Genomic DNA, 16,735 nt, shown 5'->3' on the forward strand with positions numbered 1-16,735 from the left:
ATACAGTACCAACATACGGTACTGTATTTCTTTTATACTCATTTTAAGTTAGCTTGTTAAAATCCCAGATTTGATCCATCCAGCCTTCATAAAAGTCTGGTTCGTGGCAGACCATAAGAATCGATCCCTTGTATTCTTTGAGAGCACGTTTGAGTTCATCCTTGGCATCTACATCCAAGTGGTTGGTCGGCTCGTCCAACACTAACACATTATTTTCACGATTCATCAAAAGACAGAAACGAACCTTGGCTTGTTCCCCTCCTGACAAGACCTGAATTTGGCTTTCGATATGTTTGGTTGTCAGACCACAACGGGCAAGGGCTGCACGGACTTCTGCTTGGTTAAGTGCAGGAAAGGCATTCCAGACAGCCTCTAGTGGTGTTTGACGATTGCCACCTTCTACTTCTTGCTCAAAATAACCAAGTTCTAGATAGTCACCGCGTTCGACTTCCCCGGCAATTGGCGGAATAATCCCCAAGAGACTCTTCAAGAGAGTTGTTTTCCCGATACCATTGGCACCAATAATGGCAACCTTTTGATTGCGTTCAAAGGTAAGATTTAAGGGCTTAGTCAGAGGACGGTCGTAACCAATTTGCAAGTCCTTGGCTTGGAAGATAAAGCGTCCTGGTGTACGAGCTGGTTTGAAATCAAAGGATGGTTTTTGTTTCTCACTTTGCAGTTCGATAATATCCATCTTGTCGAGTTTCTTCTGACGGGACATGGCCATATTTCGTGTTGCAACACGCGCTTTGTTTCGAGCGACAAAGTCCTTGAGGTCGGCAATTTCTTTCTGCTGACGTTCGTAAGCTGCCTCCAGCTGAGATTTCTTCATGGCATAGACTTCTTGGAACTGGTAGTAGTCACCAGAGTAACGCGTCAGCTGTTGATTTTCCACATGATAGACGATATTAATCACATCATTGAGAAATGGAATATCGTGTGAAATAAGGACAAAGGCATTCTCATAGTTTTGGAGATAACGCTTGAGCCAGTCAATATGCTCAGCATCCAAGTAGTTGGTCGGCTCGTCTAAGAGCAAGATATCGGGCTTTTCAAGGAGAAGCTTGGCCAAAAGAACCTTGGTTCTTTGTCCACCTGACAAAGAGGTTACATCCGTATCCATGCCAAAGTCCATGACACCAAGGGCACGCGCCACTTCGTCAATCTTAGCATCCAAGGTATAGAAATCACGACTCTCCAGACGGTCTTGGAGTTCGCCAACTTCCTCCATGAGAGCATCAACATCCGCTCCGTCTTCAGCCATTTCCATATAGAGGTCATTGATACGAGCTTCTGCTTTGAAAAGCTCATCAAAGGCTGTACGAAGCACATCACGAACAGATTGCCCTCCAGCAAGGACAGAGTGCTGATCTAAGTAACCTGCCGTCACATATTTGGACCACTCTACCTTTCCTTCGTCTGGTAACATTTTACCAGTTACAATGCTCATAAAGGTTGATTTCCCTTCACCATTGGCACCGACTAAGCCGATATGCTCTCCCTTGAGGAGACGGAAGGACACATCTTCAAAAATTGCACGGTCACCAAAACCGTGACTCAGATTTTTAACTTCTAAAATACTCATTGTAATTCCTTATCTTGTTTTTATACTCTTCGAAAATCTCTTCAAACCACGTCAGCGTCGCCTTACCGTACTCAAGTACAGCTTGCGGCTAGCTTCCTAGTTTGCTCTTTGATTTTCATTGAGTATTATGTAATTGTTTATAGAGGAGCCAAGCTAAATAGCCACCCAAGGTATTAGCCCACAAATCATCAATCTCAAAGACGCGATTGAAATCAAAGAAAAAGTCCAAGACTAACTGCGTACACTCAATTCCAAGACTCACTAGAAAACTGAAAAGAAGAACTCTTTTTGTTTTCCTTAAATTTGGAAAGAAATAGATAAGTTGAAAGACCAGAGGGAAGAGCAAGAAGACATTGAGGATATTTTGTAAAAAGATCCAAATTACTTGTCCCAAACTGGTCACTTCCCCCAAATTCCAAAGGGAGTTTAAGGGAGTTAAAAGAAAAACCAGGCGTCCAAAAGTTTGAATACCTGGAGTTTCCACTCCTGTAGGAAGCTGAGGTTGGGGAGTAAAGCAAACACAAATAATGCAAAGGCTGTAAATAGCCACTCCCAATCTTAAGATTAATTCTCTTTTTTTAGTCATTTTATGGATTTACCGCTGTAACTGCCTTCTGGCGGTCACCTTTCATTGTATTGGAGCGCAATTGCCCACAAGCTGCATCAATATCAGTACCATGTTCTTGACGAACAACACAGTTGACCCCTTTTTTCTTGAGGGTATCGTAGAAGGCCATCACGCGTTCTTTAGGACTACGGCTATATTGGTCATGTTCACTAACTGGGTTATAGGGAATCAAGTTTACGTAAGACAATTTCTTGATATTCTTGAGCAATTCCGCCAATTCCAAGGCTTGTTCAACGCCATCGTTGACTTCATTGAGCATGATGTATTCAAAGGTCACACGGCGATTGGTTGTTTCGATATAGTACTCAATAGCTGCGAAAAGCTTTTCAATCGGAAAGGCACGGTTAATCTTCATGATGCTTGAACGCAATTCATTATTGGGAGCGTGAAGGGAAACAGCCAGATTGACCTGTACGCCTTCATTAGCAAAGTCACGAATTTTATGGGCCAAACCTGAAGTTGAAACCGTAATGTGACGAGCACCGATAGCCATTCCCTTGTCATCATTGATGGTACGGACAAAATTCAAAACATTGTTGTAGTTATCAAATGGTTCACCAATTCCCATAACAACGATATGGCTGACACGTTCATCCTGACCACGTTCATCAAAGTATTTCTGAACTAGCATAATCTGTGCTACGATTTCCCCGTTATTGAGGTCACGTTGCTTTTTAATCAAGCCTGATGCACAGAAGGTACAACCAATATTACAGCCAACCTGAGTGGTCACACAGACTGACAAACCGTAGTGTTGACGCATGAGTACTGTCTCAATCAACATGCCATCTGGCAACTCGAAAAGATACTTAACAGTACCATCAGCAGACTCTTGAACGATACGCTGTTTCAATGGATTGACCACAAACTGCTCATTGAGTTTAGCAATCAAACCTTTGGAAAGGTTGGTCATTTCTTCAAATGACTGCACACGTTTACGATAGAGCCATTCCCAGATTTGGTCTGCTCGGAATTTCTTTTCTCCTTGTTCTAATACCCATTCTTGCATGTTTTGACGTGTTAAACTATAAATAGACGGTTTCATCTCTTCTCCTTATTCTCTATCTATTTCTGACGAATGACAAAATGGCGCTGTCCCTTGTCCTCTTTCTGAGACTTTTGGTCCTTATGACGACGTCTATTTTTCTTCTCTGCATTCGGTTTTCGTTTTGTTTGAGTCGCTTTCTTTCCTTTTCTAGAAGGCGCTTCTTCTTTCTTCTTGCGCATTTTCTTGTCAAATGATGCGCGCTTAGGTGCTTCATTTTCTAGAACAAAATAGGCGCAACCATAACTGCAATACTCTAAAAGATAGTCTTGTAAACGACTGATTTTTTCCAGATTTTCCTCTGTTCGGTCATCCTTGTAAAAACCTCGTAGGCGAAGTTGTTCATTACTCCAGTCCCCCACGATATAATCAAACTTGGTTAATACTTCTGAAAAACGCTGATTAAAAGCCGTCACATCAAAGGCAACCTTGATATTTTCCACCAAGGAAAAAACTATCCCTTCCGTTTCGACCTTGTCCCCATGCAAATGGAACTCAGGACCAGGAAACTTGTTATAGTTGTATAATTCAGGTGCAATTTCTTTTCGCATAGATATCCTTTTTTCACGATTACTTAATACCTTATTCTACCATAATTTCTAGTAGTTAGCACGTTTCTCATAAAAATGAAAAAAGTCTGACGATTTTGTCAGACCAAAACAATATAACCTTAAAAAGAGAAGAACAATTCTTCCCTCCAACTATCATTATTTAGCAGCTGCGTACAATTCATCTACTTTGTTCCAGTTAATGACTGAGAAGAAAGCTTTGATGTAGTCAGGACGCACGTTGCGGTATTTCACGTAGTAAGCATGTTCCCAAACGTCCAAGCCCAAGATTGGTTTTTTACCTTCTGAAATTGGTGTATCTTGGTTTGCTGTTGAAGTTACTTCAAGCTTCCCTTCTTTGTTGACAACCAACCATGCCCATCCAGAACCAAAACGAGTTGTTGCTGCCGCAGTGAATGCTGCTTGGAACTCTTCAAATGAACCAAAAGTTTCATCGATTGCTGCTGCAAGTTCTGCTGATGGAGCTGTTTTTTCAGGAGTCATCAGTTCCCAGAAAAGAGCATGGTTCAAGTGTCCACCACCATTGTTGATAAGTGCTTGACGGATATCAGCTGGGATTGATTCTACATCAGCAAGAAAGGTTTCAAGGTCTTCACCGATTTCAGGGTGTTTTTCAAGAGCTGCATTGGCATTGTTGACATAAGTTTGATGGTGTTTGTCATGGTGCAAGTGCATTGTTTCTGCATCGATGTATGGTTCTAAAGCGTCGTATGCATATGGAAGATCTGGTAAGATAATAGCCATCTGTAATACCTCTTTTTCTTTCTATATGAAAATGATAACGCAATCATCCTCTTTTTTCAAGTTTTATGCTCATTACGCTTGGCTAGATATCTGTAACAGCGCTCTCTCAAAAAGGTAGCCTTTTTCATAGACACCTGTCTTAATCTGGTAGTCTGCTTCAATTAAATAACAGATAGCTTGTTTGAGAAAGCTCAAGGAAATCCCTCTCGAATCTCTGAGTGCGAACTTGATTTGATAAGGATTAGGATTGCGTCCCAAATAAGTTCCCAGACTACGTGCAATCTGGGATTCCGTCTGACCAGTCTCTGATAAAATTTTCACCTGGGTAAAGGTTCGAAATTGTCCTAACATGACAGCTATGAGCTTAATTTCGTCTTCCCCTTGCAAGGTCAAGTCTCTAACCAATTCGCGCGCCTGATCCATCTTTTTAGTCAGAATAAACTGAGTCAAATCAAAAATGTTGTCCTGCAAGGTCCTTGGAATAGCCTCGACAATGTCCTTCTCCTCAATCACGCCGTCGGACTTATAAGACTGTAAAAAAAGGAGATTTTTCTGGATTTCACTAAATTGGAAACCAGATTTGATAAGTAGATTTTCAAAGGATTGTCCCACAAACTGCAAACCTTGTGTTTGACTGCATTTTTGGAAATACTGGCACAGTTCTTGCTCCTTAGCTTCAATAGCATCAAAGACAGTCGCGTCTCGTTTGAGTAGCTTGACCAGCCGTCTCTTGCTATCCAGTTTTCCTTCTGCAAAAATCAAGAGTTTAGTCGTCGGTGAAGGGTTGTCAAGGTATTCCTCAAATGACTTGAGCTCATCATCTGATAAAAATCGCTTTTTAGCAGTTGTGATATCGACAAAATGGTCTAATATCACGATTTTCTCATCCGCAAAGAAAGGGAGACTAACCAACTCTAGTTCTAAGTCCTTATAAGACACTTCTTTCATATCAAAGTAAGCAAAGTTTAGATCGGCTGGGTCATAGCCAATCTGCTTCAACACTTGACTCTTCATAACTTCGAACTGACCTTGGTCTGTCCCTGTAAAAAGGCTCAGACTAGATAGATTTGATAGAGTCAACTTCTGACTCTCTTCAATGGCAAGCATCTTCTCTCCTTTCTTCTGATTTTTTAATAACTTTAATCAATATAGCACAATTTCCCACAGAAACCTTCTAAGCTCTCATACCCTTTTTCCGCCATGATTGCTTTTAGTTCATTGGTAATGCGTTCAAAAGCACCGACGCCTTCTTTATGTAGAGTAGTTCCTACTTGCACCATCCTCGCTCCACAGAGGATATGTTCAAAGGCATCTCGACCAGTCAGAACGCCACCTGTTCCGATGATTTGGATTTGAGGATTTAAGCGTTGGTAGAAAGCATGAACATTAGCAAGAGCAGTCGGTTTGATATACTCTCCACCAATGCCACCAAAACCATTTTTAGGATGAATAACGACCGACTCATCTTCTATATAAAGGCCGTTCCCGATAGAGTTAATACAGTTGACAAACTTGAGCGGATACTTGTTGAAAATAGCTGCCGCTTGATCAAAGTGAACAATATCAAAATATGGTGGCAACTTGATTCCAAGAGGTTTGGTAAAGTAGGCAAATACTTCTGACAAAATCCGTTCTGTTGTCTCAAAATCATAGGCAATCTGAGGTTTACCTGGAACATTTGGACAGGAGAGGTTGAGCTCAGTCAGACCACGGAAGTCACTCTCTTGGACTTTTTTCAAGAGAGTATAGGTTTCCTCTGGAGACATGCCGACCAGAGATAAGAAGAAAGTTCGGTTCGGCTCTTTTTCCTGCAAATCCAAAAGATAGTCCAAATAATAGTCTAAGCCATTATTCGGTAATCCCATGGAGTTGATGGAACCAAGTGGAACATCTTGGTAGCGTGGCTCAGGATTTCCCTGACGAAAGTCCAAGGTCGCTGTCTTTGTGACAAAGGTTCCCGCCGCTGAATTTTTAACTCTTTCCAGCTCCTCTATCGTCATACAAGCAACTCCTGCTGCATTCATCAAGCAATTGTCAAATTCAAAGCCAGCTATTTGTGTTTTCGTTGATACCATGATTCTGATCCTCCAGATTCCTTTTATTGCTAATATTATACCATATTTTCACAATTTCTCTTTGAAAAGTTATTTCCAAGAAAAGGTTCGTTTTTTATCAGTTCAAGAAAATCTGAAACCAAACAAAACAAAATTGATAGAATTTTTAGAAAATTTGTGTTTTTTCTTTACACTGAAAAAATTTTCTGCTATAATGGTTCATGTAATAAAATATGACAACAAAAGGAGAACAATATGACATCTGCTAAAGAATATATCCAAAGCGTGTTTGAAACTGTAACAGCTCGTAATGGGCATGAGGCTGAATTTCTCCAGGCGGTTGAAGAATTCTTCAGCACTTTGGAACCTGTATTTGAAAAACATCCTGAGTATATCGAAGAAAATATCTTGGCACGTATTACTGAGCCAGAACGCGTAATTTCTTTCCGTGTTCCTTGGGTTGACCGTGATGGAAACATTCAAGTAAACCGCGGTTACCGTGTTCAATTCAACTCAGCTGTTGGACCATATAAAGGTGGACTTCGTTTCCACCCAACTGTAAACCAAGGGATTTTGAAATTCCTCGGATTTGAACAAATCTTTAAAAACGTCTTGACTGGACTTCCTATCGGTGGAGGTAAAGGTGGATCAGACTTCGATCCTAAGGGTAAAACAGATGCCGAAGTGATGCGCTTCTGTCAAAGTTTCATGACTGAATTGCAAAAATACATCGGACCATCTCTTGACGTCCCAGCTGGCGATATCGGTGTTGGTGGACGTGAAATTGGTTACCTTTACGGACAATACAAACGTCTTAACCAATTTGATGCGGGTGTCTTGACTGGTAAACCTCTTGGATTCGGTGGTAGCTTGATTCGTCCAGAAGCAACTGGTTACGGTTTGGTTTACTATACTGAAGAAATGCTCAAAGCCAACGGTAACAGCTTTGCTGGTAAGAAAGTTGTGATTTCAGGTTCTGGTAACGTTGCTCAATACGCGCTTCAAAAAGCGACTGAACTCGGTGCAACTGTTATCTCTGTATCTGACTCAAACGGTTATATCATCGACGAAAATGGTATCGACTTCGACCTACTAGCAGATGTGAAGAATAACCGTCGTGCTCGTTTGACTGAATATGCAGCTGAGAAAGCAACTGCTACTTACCATGAAGGTTCTGTATGGACTTACGCTGGGAACTACGACATCGCTCTTCCATGTGCGACTCAAAACGAAATCAACGGTGACGCAGCTAAGCGCTTGGTTGCTCAAGGCGTTATCTGTGTATCTGAAGGTGCCAACATGCCGAGTGACCTTGATGCGATTAAAGTCTACAAAGAAAACGGAATCCTTTACGGACCTGCTAAAGCTGCCAACGCTGGTGGTGTGGCTGTATCTGCACTTGAAATGAGCCAAAACAGCCTTCGCCTCTCATGGACTCGTGAAGAAGTTGATGGCCGTCTCAAAGACATCATGACAAACATCTTCAACACAGCTAAAACAACTGCTGAAACATACAGTCTTGGTACTGACTACCTTGCAGGAGCAAATATCGCTGCCTTCGAAAACGTAGCCAATGCTATGATTGTCCAAGGTATTGTTTAATAATTTTAAAAAAGGTCATCAAAAAGGCAACAGCTAAACAGTTGTTGCCTTTTTGACATTGCTCAAAACCTTGCTAAGCCGAGATTTCGCAATGTAATTTATTTAAAATAATTACTTATAAAGTTAGAGATTACATTTTATTTTTAGAAACGCATATTATGTAAAATATAATCAATACTAATTTAAATTAACTTCCACTAACTCCAATACTTGAAGTAATTTTGGTTTATTTCTGTTGTATTTTAGATACATTGTCTGATTACACTAGAAAGATTTAACTATATTTTTCTTTAATGTTGTCAATTAATTCTTTACCCAACATCTGTTCAAACTTAAAGTCAGTGCTATAACCATACCATTTTGTTCGACTTCCAATGTTGAAAGTATCTTCTAAACTTGTTAGCCAAGGATATTGAAACTGTAATTTTCGATTTTTCATCACATATATAGAAGGTATAAATCCCCCTAAGGATGTTAATAGATTAGAAATATCCTCTGAATACAACCAATTAATGAAGTCTAAACATTCTTCTATTTGATTAGAATCTTTCGTTATACCAATAGAACCTCCACCAATCATAGGAGCATTTCCTGGTATAGTTGTAGTTGCAAATTCAAATTGAGATGAAGCATTTAGACCATCAAATAAGGGACTACTATAGTTAGAAAAAATTATTTCCATTGCAGTTCGACCAGTATTCAAATTTGTAACAAAATTATCCCACGAAGAGTCCAATGTTTTATCGGTATATAGATAGCTTTTCTCATAATCCGATTGGACTTGAGGTAACACAGAAAAACTCATTTGAGATAATGCTAAGCGCTCACGAAAACGTGGAATAAACTCACAAGCAGCACGCACTGGAGAACTTAAGGCTAAACTATGACCATAAAGAGTTGGTGAAGAAGGAGTTTCTGAAACTGTGAAAAATTTACTTATTTCATCAAACTCCTGAAAAGTTGATGGTACAGATAATTTTCTTCTTTCTTTTTCAAAGTATCTTCTCTGTAATAAAGAATTCTCAAATAAATCTTTTCTATATACTAAAATCTGACAACTAACATCTAGAGGAAAAGTGTACTGTTGATTGTCAATATACATATATTCTCTAGAAACTGACTTAGAAATACTCTGATTTATCTTTTTTGTTTGAGAAAACGCTGTAATATCTTTAAAATACTGTTTACCGAACGTAGGAAGCCAAGCCATATCCATTCGAATCAAATCAAAGTCTGATAAAGTTTCACCAGATTCAACTATGCTCAATAACTCCTCATAAGTTTTTTCAAAAATCTTAATATCCTTACCTGTTATCTGTAGATATTTTTCGGATAATATTTCTAGAGCTCTATTCATTGGTGAATGAACTGTAAGCAATCTCAATTCTCCACTATTTCTTTCAAAAACATTTTGAATTGGTCGTTTATAATCTTTAACTGAAACAATTTTGATATTTCCAGTATCAAGATTCTCTACAGTAGCGTGAGCTAAAATTCTATAATCTAAATCTATATAGTCAAGGCCAGACTTTTTAATCCATTCCTGAGAACCAATAAGACAAATTTGAGGTCTATCAAACAAATTAAACCAATCAAATATATCCAATAATCCATGCATTAATTCCTCGTCGTCGACAAAAATACAATCTTTTTTGACAATTTTTTCAAAGAGGGTACAAGGATAATAATTGCATTCGTTCCTGAACTTGAGCATGATTAGAATTTTTAAAATGTCCTGATAAATATTCAAATAGTGAAGTATTTTTATCACTACTTAATGAAATGAAGTACAAACTAGATAGATTTACATCATGTATTATCCTTTTTACATTTTCTAAAATTTTCTGGCTATCAAACGAAGCAAGTGTATTTTCTGATGGATACGTATCTACTTCAAATAATGGTATTGATTCCTCAGCATCAATATAGCCTCGTGGAGAAAAACCTAAGCAAATTATGAATTTGGGATTTTCGCTTAATATAGATGAAAATTTATCTTTAATTTCTGAAAATTTATGTAAAAAGACATATTCGACTTCCAAAGAAATCTGCTCTATTTCTTCAAGATATTCTGCATACTTATTTCTTGCATTATTAAATAATATAAAAAAACATTTATTGGTTGTACCTTTTCGAAGAAACTGTGCTTGTGAATTAACATTATACCCTAATCTTTTGGCTGTCTCTTCTACTAATCGAATTTTAGCGGCTGAAACGTTCCCTTTATTGTTCAATACGTTTGATACTGTCCCGTGTGAAACTCCAGATTCTCTCGCAATATCTTTAATCGTAACCATAAATAACCTCTAAATTAAAAGAGTTTTTAAAATACTTGATATATATTTTCTCTCTTTTACTTGAAATGCTTTAATTCCTAGTCTTCTTGCTGCTTCTACATTTTCCTTTAAGTCATCTAAAAATATACATTCCTGTATATTCAATTCATATTTTTTAACTAAAGACAAATAGATTTCTTTATAAGGTTTCATTTGTTTAACATCGCATGATATAATATACCAATCTAATAGAGTTGCAATATCTGACAAAGATGTTTCTAACAAAATATAAAAAATTGAGGAAGTATTTGATAAAACATAAAGTTTGTTATTTTTCTTTTTCAACTTTTTCATAAGATCATATACTTCATCATACGTATCAACATAGGTAAACCAATTCCAAGTCAATTCATGAATTTGATTCTTATACTCGTTTCCCATTTCTTGTAATAAAAGATTCTCCAATAATTCTAAACTAATTTTACCACTATCTAAATCATACCACAAGTTAGATTGGAAGACAATGTCATCAAAAAGTTTAAACTCATATTCGTTTTTACATATTTTAGACAGAATTTTGTCTTTATTCCATTCAATCAATACATTTCCTAAATCAAAAATGATATTCATTTTCTTCTCCTTATATAGAAAAAATTAGACAAAGTCTCCCTTACCTAATTTCTTCAACATAAATCACACCAGCAATATTATGCATCTCTTCAAGCATTTTTATATGTTCAAAAGATTCATTTAGCTTCAAAGATAAATAGCAAGATACTTTTGTAGATTTAATTTTATTTAATTGACGTTCTTCATCAAGATTACCAATTCCATTTTGAATTTCCAAAATCTTGATCCCTGAAGTATTTAGAAAAATTAGTAGACGGTTATAACCTTCTAAAGAGCTAAATACTAGGTAATAATCAGCAATTTTTGTTTTTGAGTTTAAATAATCCTTTAATGGGGTAAATAAAGTTAAAACTGCTATAAGTATAAGTCCAGCTAAAATTGCTCCTTCATAAAAACCAATACCAATTGCTAATCCAATTGCAGCTGATGACCATAACCCAGCAGCAGTAGTTAAACCTTTAACTTTAGAGTGATTCGTTACCATGATAGTCCCTGCTCCAAGGAAGCCCAAGCCACTAATGACCTGAGCTCCCATTCGACTAGGATCGCTACTTCCATAACGACTTATGATAAATTGATTTGTCATCATGACAACACAAGCCCCTAAACAAACTAGTAAGTAGGTTCTAATCCCCGCTGCCTGGTTTTTGACCCCTCGTTCATAGCCAACAATGCCACCAAAAAGAATCGCTAAAAAGCACCTAAGAAGTATTTCCCAAACACTTAGTTCGTGTACAAGATTCATTCTATCTCTTGCCTCGCTTGCCTTGGAATAAGCTTGATAAATATAATGCTGCACTAGACATGATCATCAAAATTACAGAATAAACAAACATCATAGCTTGAGCATTCAATGTTGCCGTTTCATCAGTTGACTGTTTAATTACAATCCCAAGTGGTTGGAAAAGTGGATGATATAAAAAGACTGATAAATCATAATCGGAAAGTAGTGAATTAAAGTTTAATACAACAACTGATAAAACTACTGGAAGAATGTAAGGTATAATTACTCTTACCATTGTATAGAAACTAGATGCTCCCATACTACGAGCAGCTTCTTCCATGTCATTATCAATACTGAAAAACACTGCACGAATCATTCTGTAAGAGAATGGTAACTTTTGAATAGTGTAAGCTATAAGCAAAATAAATACCGTACCTACTAAAACTATATTAAATAAAATTAGATGTGGAGAGTTAAAAGTAAACATCAACCCTAATGCAATCAATGTACCAGGTAAAATCCATGGAATTAGTGCACCATATTCAAAAAATTTATCAAACTTAGTCTTATTTTTGTGAACTATACGCGAAATTATAATTGCAATAATTGTAGCAAGAACAGCAGCAACTATAGCGTAAACCACACTGACAAGGTATGGACGAAATGATTGAGCATCCGTGAATAAATTTGCATAGTTTGCTAAAGTGAATTTTGAAAAATCTAGACTACCGGTCTTTATAGTTAACGAATCAGTAAATGAATACAGAATAATCAGTACTATTGGAAGCATATAGATTAAAAATAATATATATGCTATTATATGAACAACAATATTCCATATTGGTGAAGAAATTACCTGTTTCTTTAGACTGGCTTTCGTTTTTGACACAGATACGTAATTACCACCTTTTTCAACTCTATTTAGAAGAGTTAATAAAATTATAGTAGCTAATCCAAGCATAATTGCTAGTAATGCAGCCAAATCTCTTGAACTTGTGGTTTTCGCAAAACTAATAATTAATGGATTAATAGTTTGGAAATTTTTTCCACCTACAATCAATGGTGCCGATACCGCTGATAGACCTGTCAAAAATGTTAAAATAGTCAAGGCAAATAAAGTTGGTTTAAAAGTCGGAAACACAACTTTAAAGAAAACCTTTAATGGACTAGCACCCATATTTTTTGCTGCTTCAATCGTATGATAATCGACACTACGAACTGCATTAGTTAAAAACATAATATGATTCGACGTACACGCAAATGTCATAATGAATAAAACTGCGCCAAATCCTTGGAACCAGTTTGAAGCGAGACCAGGAATTATACTTGTCAATGTTTTGGTTACAATACCATTAGCTCCATATACAAATTTGTATCCAGTTGCTAAGACTATACCACCATATACCAAAGAACTCATATATCCTAATTTTAGAATTTTAGCTCCTTTGATATCCCAATATTCTGTGAGTAGAACAATTAAAGTACCAACAATATTTACAGTAAATACCATTGAAATAGCTAGAATAAAACTATTAAATATACTGCTCATCGCTCTTTCAGAGCGAATAATTTTATTAAATGCATCTAGAGTAAACGAACCATTTTTATAAAAAACTCCAGATAACAGTTCAATATTTGGATAAATAATCAAGGTAAAGATCAGCCAAATAATTCCTAATCGTATGAGCCAATCTTTCCAGTTAAGTCTCTTTCTCATGTACTATCTCCTTAAAATTGCATTACATCACGAGGATTAATGTACATCTTGATTTCTTCTTCTATAACATGTCGAGAAAGACCATCATTTTTTTCTATAATATGAATACTTTCGTCGTTTGAAAAATCTACTTTATATTTAATTAATACACCGTTAAATTCAATGTCACTAATAACTCCCGTAATAGATAAATCCTGCGGAGACGTTCTCTCTAACTTCACTCGTTCAAGACGAATATATCCTTCTAAATCTTTAAAATATGTATTTTCGCCTTGTAATTTATCAAGAATTTCTTTACTAATTTTGTTAATAGAACCAATAAAATCACAGACAAATTCTGTTTCAGATTGATTATAAATATCGTACGGTGTTCCTACTTGTTCAATAAAACCATTATTAAATACAGCAATACGATCTGACAAAGTTAAAGCTTCCTCTTGATCATGGGTGACATAAAGCGTTGTAATACCAAGTTCTTTTTGCAAGCGTTTCAATTCTTTTCTTAGTGAGATACGTAATTTAGCATCCAAATTTGATAATGGCTCATCAAGGCACAAAATCTTTGGCTCAAGAACTAGAGCACGAGCTAATGCAACACGTTGTTGCTGCCCCCCTGATAATTCTGAAATATTTCGACTTAGTTGTTCATCTGAAATATTGATTTTTTTTGCAATTTCATTAACTTTTGCTTTAATAATTTCATCCGAAACTTTTTTTACTTTTAATCCAAAAGCAATATTATCAAAAACAGTCATTGTTGGAAATAGTGCATAACTTTGGAATACAATTCCAATTTCACGTTTTCAGGCTCTAAATTAGTAATATCTTTGCCGTCAACAAGAATCTGTCCATTAGATGGTTCAAGAAAACCAACCAAAGCGCGTAGTGTTGTTGATTTACCACATCCACTTGGACCTAAAAATGTGAAAAACTCTCCTCATTTATGGTTAAATTGAGATTATCAATAGCAATAAAATCATTATATTTAATTTGAATATCTTTAAAAGTAATCATTATTAATCCTAACTATTATTGTTCAACAAATTCAAGCTGTGCCTTTTCAATCCAAGAATCAATGTTTTTACCAATAAATTCCCAGTCAAGTTCTTGTGGCTTTACACTATTTGAAAACTCTTTGAGTTCATCTTTTGCTTGTTCCAATGCTTTTTTATTTGCTGGAATACTACCAAACTTGTCAGACCATTCTTTTTGGACTTCTGCAGAGCCAAACCAGTCTACAAACTCTTTCAATAATGCTTGTTTCTTGCTTGTATTTAAGATACCGACCTGCTCTGTCACATATGGAACACCAACTTTAGGTGACATTACTTGGAATTTATAACCACGTTCTTGTTCATTTTGAAGAACACCTGAACCCCACATCATACTGTAATTTAGTTCGTTGTTATCATCCATAACTGAAGAAATGTGGTCCTCACCTTCTGTAAAAACGTGAGCATTTTTAAGATAAGCTTTTGCAACTTTCCAACCTTCTTCAGAAATACCTAATTCTCCTTTATCATCTCTATATCGTGAAACAATACTTGCAAAAATATTCTTTGATGTACCAGTACTTAATTTATAAATACCATATTTTCCTTTATAAGATGAATCAGTTAAATCTGTCCAATCAGATGGCATGTTAACGTTCTTATTTCCAATTAATACTAATGGCTGATTAACAATTGGAGAATAGTAACCATCACTATCACCTAAAGTGGTATCAACTTCATCAGCCCATTTTGGTGAATATTTAACAAGCAAATCTTCTACTTTAATACGGTTAAACTCTAATTTATTTAGTCCAAATACCATATCAGCAACAGCATTGTTTTTTTCAGCAATCAGGCGGTCTGCCAGCTCTCCGCCAGAAATATCAACTAAACGAAGTTTATAACCCTGTTCTGCAGCTTTAGTTTGAAGCCATTCTGAACGTCCATTAGATGCTGAATTAGTATAGATAACAATTTCCTGTGATTTATCAACAGTTCCTTCATCAGCAGAATTTGAAACAGTTGAGGTATTATTTGAGCAAGCTGCAAGTAATACAATTGTAGACGCAAATACGATTTTTTTGAAATTTTTGAACATGGTTGTTCTCCTTATTTATTATTTTATATTTTTATTTTTTATTATTTTCAGTTAAATAGTAATAAAGTAGTAATGGCCAATCTGTTTGAATAATATCAAATCCCATTGAGACCAACTTACCCCAAGACTCACCATTTCCTTCAATAGCTGAATCATCATCAATCTTAGCCGAAAGTATTATAGAGTCGCTTAAAGTTAAAGCATTAGCCCAAATTAATAAACCTTTATCGTGTAATCTATTAATTACTTCCTCACTTACTATTGGATTATCTAAATCTTCAAAAACAAGTTCAGCAGCAACAGTTTTGATTCCTTCAAAAGAAAGGACTGTTTCCAAATCATCAATAGTCTTTATAATCGGCATATACATAACATCTAAACCCGAGTCTCTGAGAATCTCTAATAATTCAATCTTTACAGGTGACTTTAAAAGAATTTGATCTAAAGATGAATATGTTTTTAACTTTTCTAAAAAAGTATCCCAATAGAACCAACTTCTATCAATATTAATTAAAGATTTCCCCTCAAATTTTTCTAATATATCGGAAATTTTTTCAACCTTTTGCAAAATAGGTTCATTAAGTGAATTATAACAAGTCTTCTTTTCTATTTCATCAGAAGTTAGAGTTCGAATATCTATCTTTTCACCGAACACTAAAGGTTCTTGTCCATCATGAAAAGCAAAAAACTTTCCATCTTTTGAACGAATTACATCAACCTCGAACATATCAGCTTTATGTCTTATTGAATTCAAGTAGGCTTTTGAAGTATTTTGAAGAATATTTCCTCCATTAGTACCACGGTGAGCTGCAATTAAGATGCCATTTTTCTCATAACACTTTTTTAATAAGTTCACATCATTTTCTCCTAACTTTATTTATAAATACATTGTAACCGATTTCTTTGAACGTGTCAACTAAAAAATGGAACGTGTCAATTTTGCCAACTCCCTAGCGATTTCCCAGGCATCTTTTCTACCATTTGTCAAGTATAACAAGAGCTTTAAGTAAAAAAGAGATAAGACAGTAGCTATTCTGAGGTTACTGTCTTATTTTTACCACTTATTGCTC

General features: G+C 36.1%; 15 protein-coding genes and 1 pseudogene. 1 reads left to right on the forward strand and 15 read right to left on the reverse strand.

The window, feature by feature from the left end:
• Window positions 1-43: 43 nt before the first annotated feature.
• From OVN21_RS06760 to OVN21_RS06790, 7 genes are all read right to left on the reverse strand, one after another.
• On the reverse strand, window positions 44-1,585 hold the full coding sequence (locus OVN21_RS06760; protein WP_267247798.1) for an ABC-F family ATP-binding cassette domain-containing protein: 1,542 nt from the start codon (window positions 1,583-1,585) through the stop codon (window positions 44-46).
• A gap of 115 nt (window positions 1,586-1,700) precedes the next feature.
• Entirely contained in the window at window positions 1,701-2,171 is a 471-nt protein-coding gene (locus tag OVN21_RS06765; protein WP_267247799.1) for a VanZ family protein, read from the reverse strand.
• A gap of 1 nt (window position 2,172) precedes the next feature.
• Window positions 2,173-3,258 (reverse strand): 23S rRNA (adenine(2503)-C(2))-methyltransferase RlmN, encoded by a 1,086-nt coding sequence (rlmN, locus tag OVN21_RS06770; protein WP_267247800.1) that lies wholly within the window; start codon window positions 3,256-3,258, stop codon window positions 2,173-2,175.
• Between the two features lie 20 nt (window positions 3,259-3,278).
• Window positions 3,279-3,809, reverse strand: coding sequence for a YutD family protein (locus OVN21_RS06775; RefSeq protein WP_267247801.1), 531 nt, complete (start codon window positions 3,807-3,809; stop codon window positions 3,279-3,281).
• Between the two features lie 156 nt (window positions 3,810-3,965).
• The gene (gene sodA / locus OVN21_RS06780; protein ID WP_267247802.1) at window positions 3,966-4,571 is read right to left on the reverse strand and encodes a superoxide dismutase SodA; all 606 of its coding nucleotides are present in this window, start codon (window positions 4,569-4,571) and stop codon (window positions 3,966-3,968) included.
• A gap of 72 nt (window positions 4,572-4,643) precedes the next feature.
• Window positions 4,644-5,678, reverse strand: coding sequence for a DNA polymerase III subunit delta (gene holA, locus OVN21_RS06785; RefSeq protein WP_267247803.1), 1,035 nt, complete (start codon window positions 5,676-5,678; stop codon window positions 4,644-4,646).
• Window positions 5,679-5,710: 32 nt separating this feature from the next.
• Window positions 5,711-6,646: a dihydroorotate oxidase gene (locus tag OVN21_RS06790; RefSeq protein WP_267247804.1), complete on the reverse strand. Its 936-nt coding sequence runs from the start codon at window positions 6,644-6,646 to the stop codon at window positions 5,711-5,713.
• Between the two features lie 234 nt (window positions 6,647-6,880).
• On the opposite strand from OVN21_RS06790, the gene gdhA reads away from it, so the two are divergent.
• On the forward strand, window positions 6,881-8,227 hold the full coding sequence (gene gdhA, locus OVN21_RS06795) for an NADP-specific glutamate dehydrogenase (protein ID WP_267247805.1): 1,347 nt from the start codon (window positions 6,881-6,883) through the stop codon (window positions 8,225-8,227).
• Window positions 8,228-8,501: 274 nt separating this feature from the next.
• Here gdhA and OVN21_RS06800 read toward each other — a convergent pair whose 3' ends face one another.
• The 8 genes and pseudogenes from OVN21_RS06800 to OVN21_RS06835 form a co-directional block, all read right to left on the reverse strand.
• Window positions 8,502-9,845 (reverse strand): ABC transporter substrate-binding protein, encoded by a 1,344-nt coding sequence (locus OVN21_RS06800; protein WP_267247806.1) that lies wholly within the window; start codon window positions 9,843-9,845, stop codon window positions 8,502-8,504.
• Between the two features lie 46 nt (window positions 9,846-9,891).
• On the reverse strand, window positions 9,892-10,524 hold the full coding sequence (locus OVN21_RS06805; protein ID WP_267247807.1) for a LacI family DNA-binding transcriptional regulator: 633 nt from the start codon (window positions 10,522-10,524) through the stop codon (window positions 9,892-9,894).
• Between the two features lie 9 nt (window positions 10,525-10,533).
• Window positions 10,534-11,133, reverse strand: a complete 600-nt coding sequence (locus OVN21_RS06810; protein WP_267247808.1) for an HAD-IA family hydrolase — start codon at window positions 11,131-11,133, stop codon at window positions 10,534-10,536.
• A gap of 40 nt (window positions 11,134-11,173) precedes the next feature.
• Window positions 11,174-11,878: an MgtC/SapB family protein gene (locus OVN21_RS06815; RefSeq protein WP_267247809.1), complete on the reverse strand. Its 705-nt coding sequence runs from the start codon at window positions 11,876-11,878 to the stop codon at window positions 11,174-11,176.
• 1 nt (window position 11,879) lies between these two features.
• Window positions 11,880-13,574 (reverse strand): ABC transporter permease, encoded by a 1,695-nt coding sequence (locus tag OVN21_RS06820; protein WP_267247810.1) that lies wholly within the window; start codon window positions 13,572-13,574, stop codon window positions 11,880-11,882.
• Between the two features lie 11 nt (window positions 13,575-13,585).
• Window positions 13,586-14,588, reverse strand: a pseudogene (locus OVN21_RS06825) (ABC transporter ATP-binding protein).
• A 15-nt stretch (window positions 14,589-14,603) separates the two neighbouring features.
• The gene (locus OVN21_RS06830) at window positions 14,604-15,665 is read right to left on the reverse strand and encodes an extracellular solute-binding protein (RefSeq protein ID WP_267247811.1); all 1,062 of its coding nucleotides are present in this window, start codon (window positions 15,663-15,665) and stop codon (window positions 14,604-14,606) included.
• 31 nt (window positions 15,666-15,696) lie between these two features.
• On the reverse strand, window positions 15,697-16,521 hold the full coding sequence (locus OVN21_RS06835) for a glycerophosphodiester phosphodiesterase family protein (RefSeq protein ID WP_267247812.1): 825 nt from the start codon (window positions 16,519-16,521) through the stop codon (window positions 15,697-15,699).
• Window positions 16,522-16,735 lie beyond the last annotated feature (214 nt).

This window comes from Streptococcus sp. Marseille-Q5986 (genome assembly GCF_946902915.1).
In the GTDB taxonomy this organism is placed as follows: domain Bacteria; phylum Bacillota; class Bacilli; order Lactobacillales; family Streptococcaceae; genus Streptococcus.

Excerpts from the sequence above, each read along its gene's own strand:
- OVN21_RS06760 (WP_267247798.1), bottom strand. The coding sequence starts at position 1,585 with ATGAGTATTTTAGAAGTTAAAAATCTGAGTCACGGTTTTGGTGACCGT.
- OVN21_RS06765 (WP_267247799.1), bottom strand. The coding sequence starts at position 2,171 with ATGACTAAAAAAAGAGAATTAATCTTAAGATTGGGAGTGGCTATTTAC.
- rlmN (WP_267247800.1), bottom strand. The coding sequence starts at position 3,258 with ATGAAACCGTCTATTTATAGTTTAACACGTCAAAACATGCAAGAATGG.
- OVN21_RS06775 (WP_267247801.1), bottom strand. The coding sequence starts at position 3,809 with ATGCGAAAAGAAATTGCACCTGAATTATACAACTATAACAAGTTTCCT.
- sodA (WP_267247802.1), bottom strand. The coding sequence starts at position 4,571 with ATGGCTATTATCTTACCAGATCTTCCATATGCATACGACGCTTTAGAA.
- holA (WP_267247803.1), bottom strand. The coding sequence starts at position 5,678 with ATGCTTGCCATTGAAGAGAGTCAGAAGTTGACTCTATCAAATCTATCT.
- OVN21_RS06790 (WP_267247804.1), bottom strand. The coding sequence starts at position 6,646 with ATGGTATCAACGAAAACACAAATAGCTGGCTTTGAATTTGACAATTGC.
- gdhA (WP_267247805.1), top strand. The coding sequence starts at position 6,881 with ATGACATCTGCTAAAGAATATATCCAAAGCGTGTTTGAAACTGTAACA.
- OVN21_RS06800 (WP_267247806.1), bottom strand. The coding sequence starts at position 9,845 with ATGCATGGATTATTGGATATATTTGATTGGTTTAATTTGTTTGATAGA.
- OVN21_RS06805 (WP_267247807.1), bottom strand. The coding sequence starts at position 10,524 with ATGGTTACGATTAAAGATATTGCGAGAGAATCTGGAGTTTCACACGGG.
- OVN21_RS06810 (WP_267247808.1), bottom strand. The coding sequence starts at position 11,133 with ATGAATATCATTTTTGATTTAGGAAATGTATTGATTGAATGGAATAAA.
- OVN21_RS06815 (WP_267247809.1), bottom strand. The coding sequence starts at position 11,878 with ATGAATCTTGTACACGAACTAAGTGTTTGGGAAATACTTCTTAGGTGC.
- OVN21_RS06820 (WP_267247810.1), bottom strand. The coding sequence starts at position 13,574 with ATGAGAAAGAGACTTAACTGGAAAGATTGGCTCATACGATTAGGAATT.
- OVN21_RS06830 (WP_267247811.1), bottom strand. The coding sequence starts at position 15,665 with ATGTTCAAAAATTTCAAAAAAATCGTATTTGCGTCTACAATTGTATTA.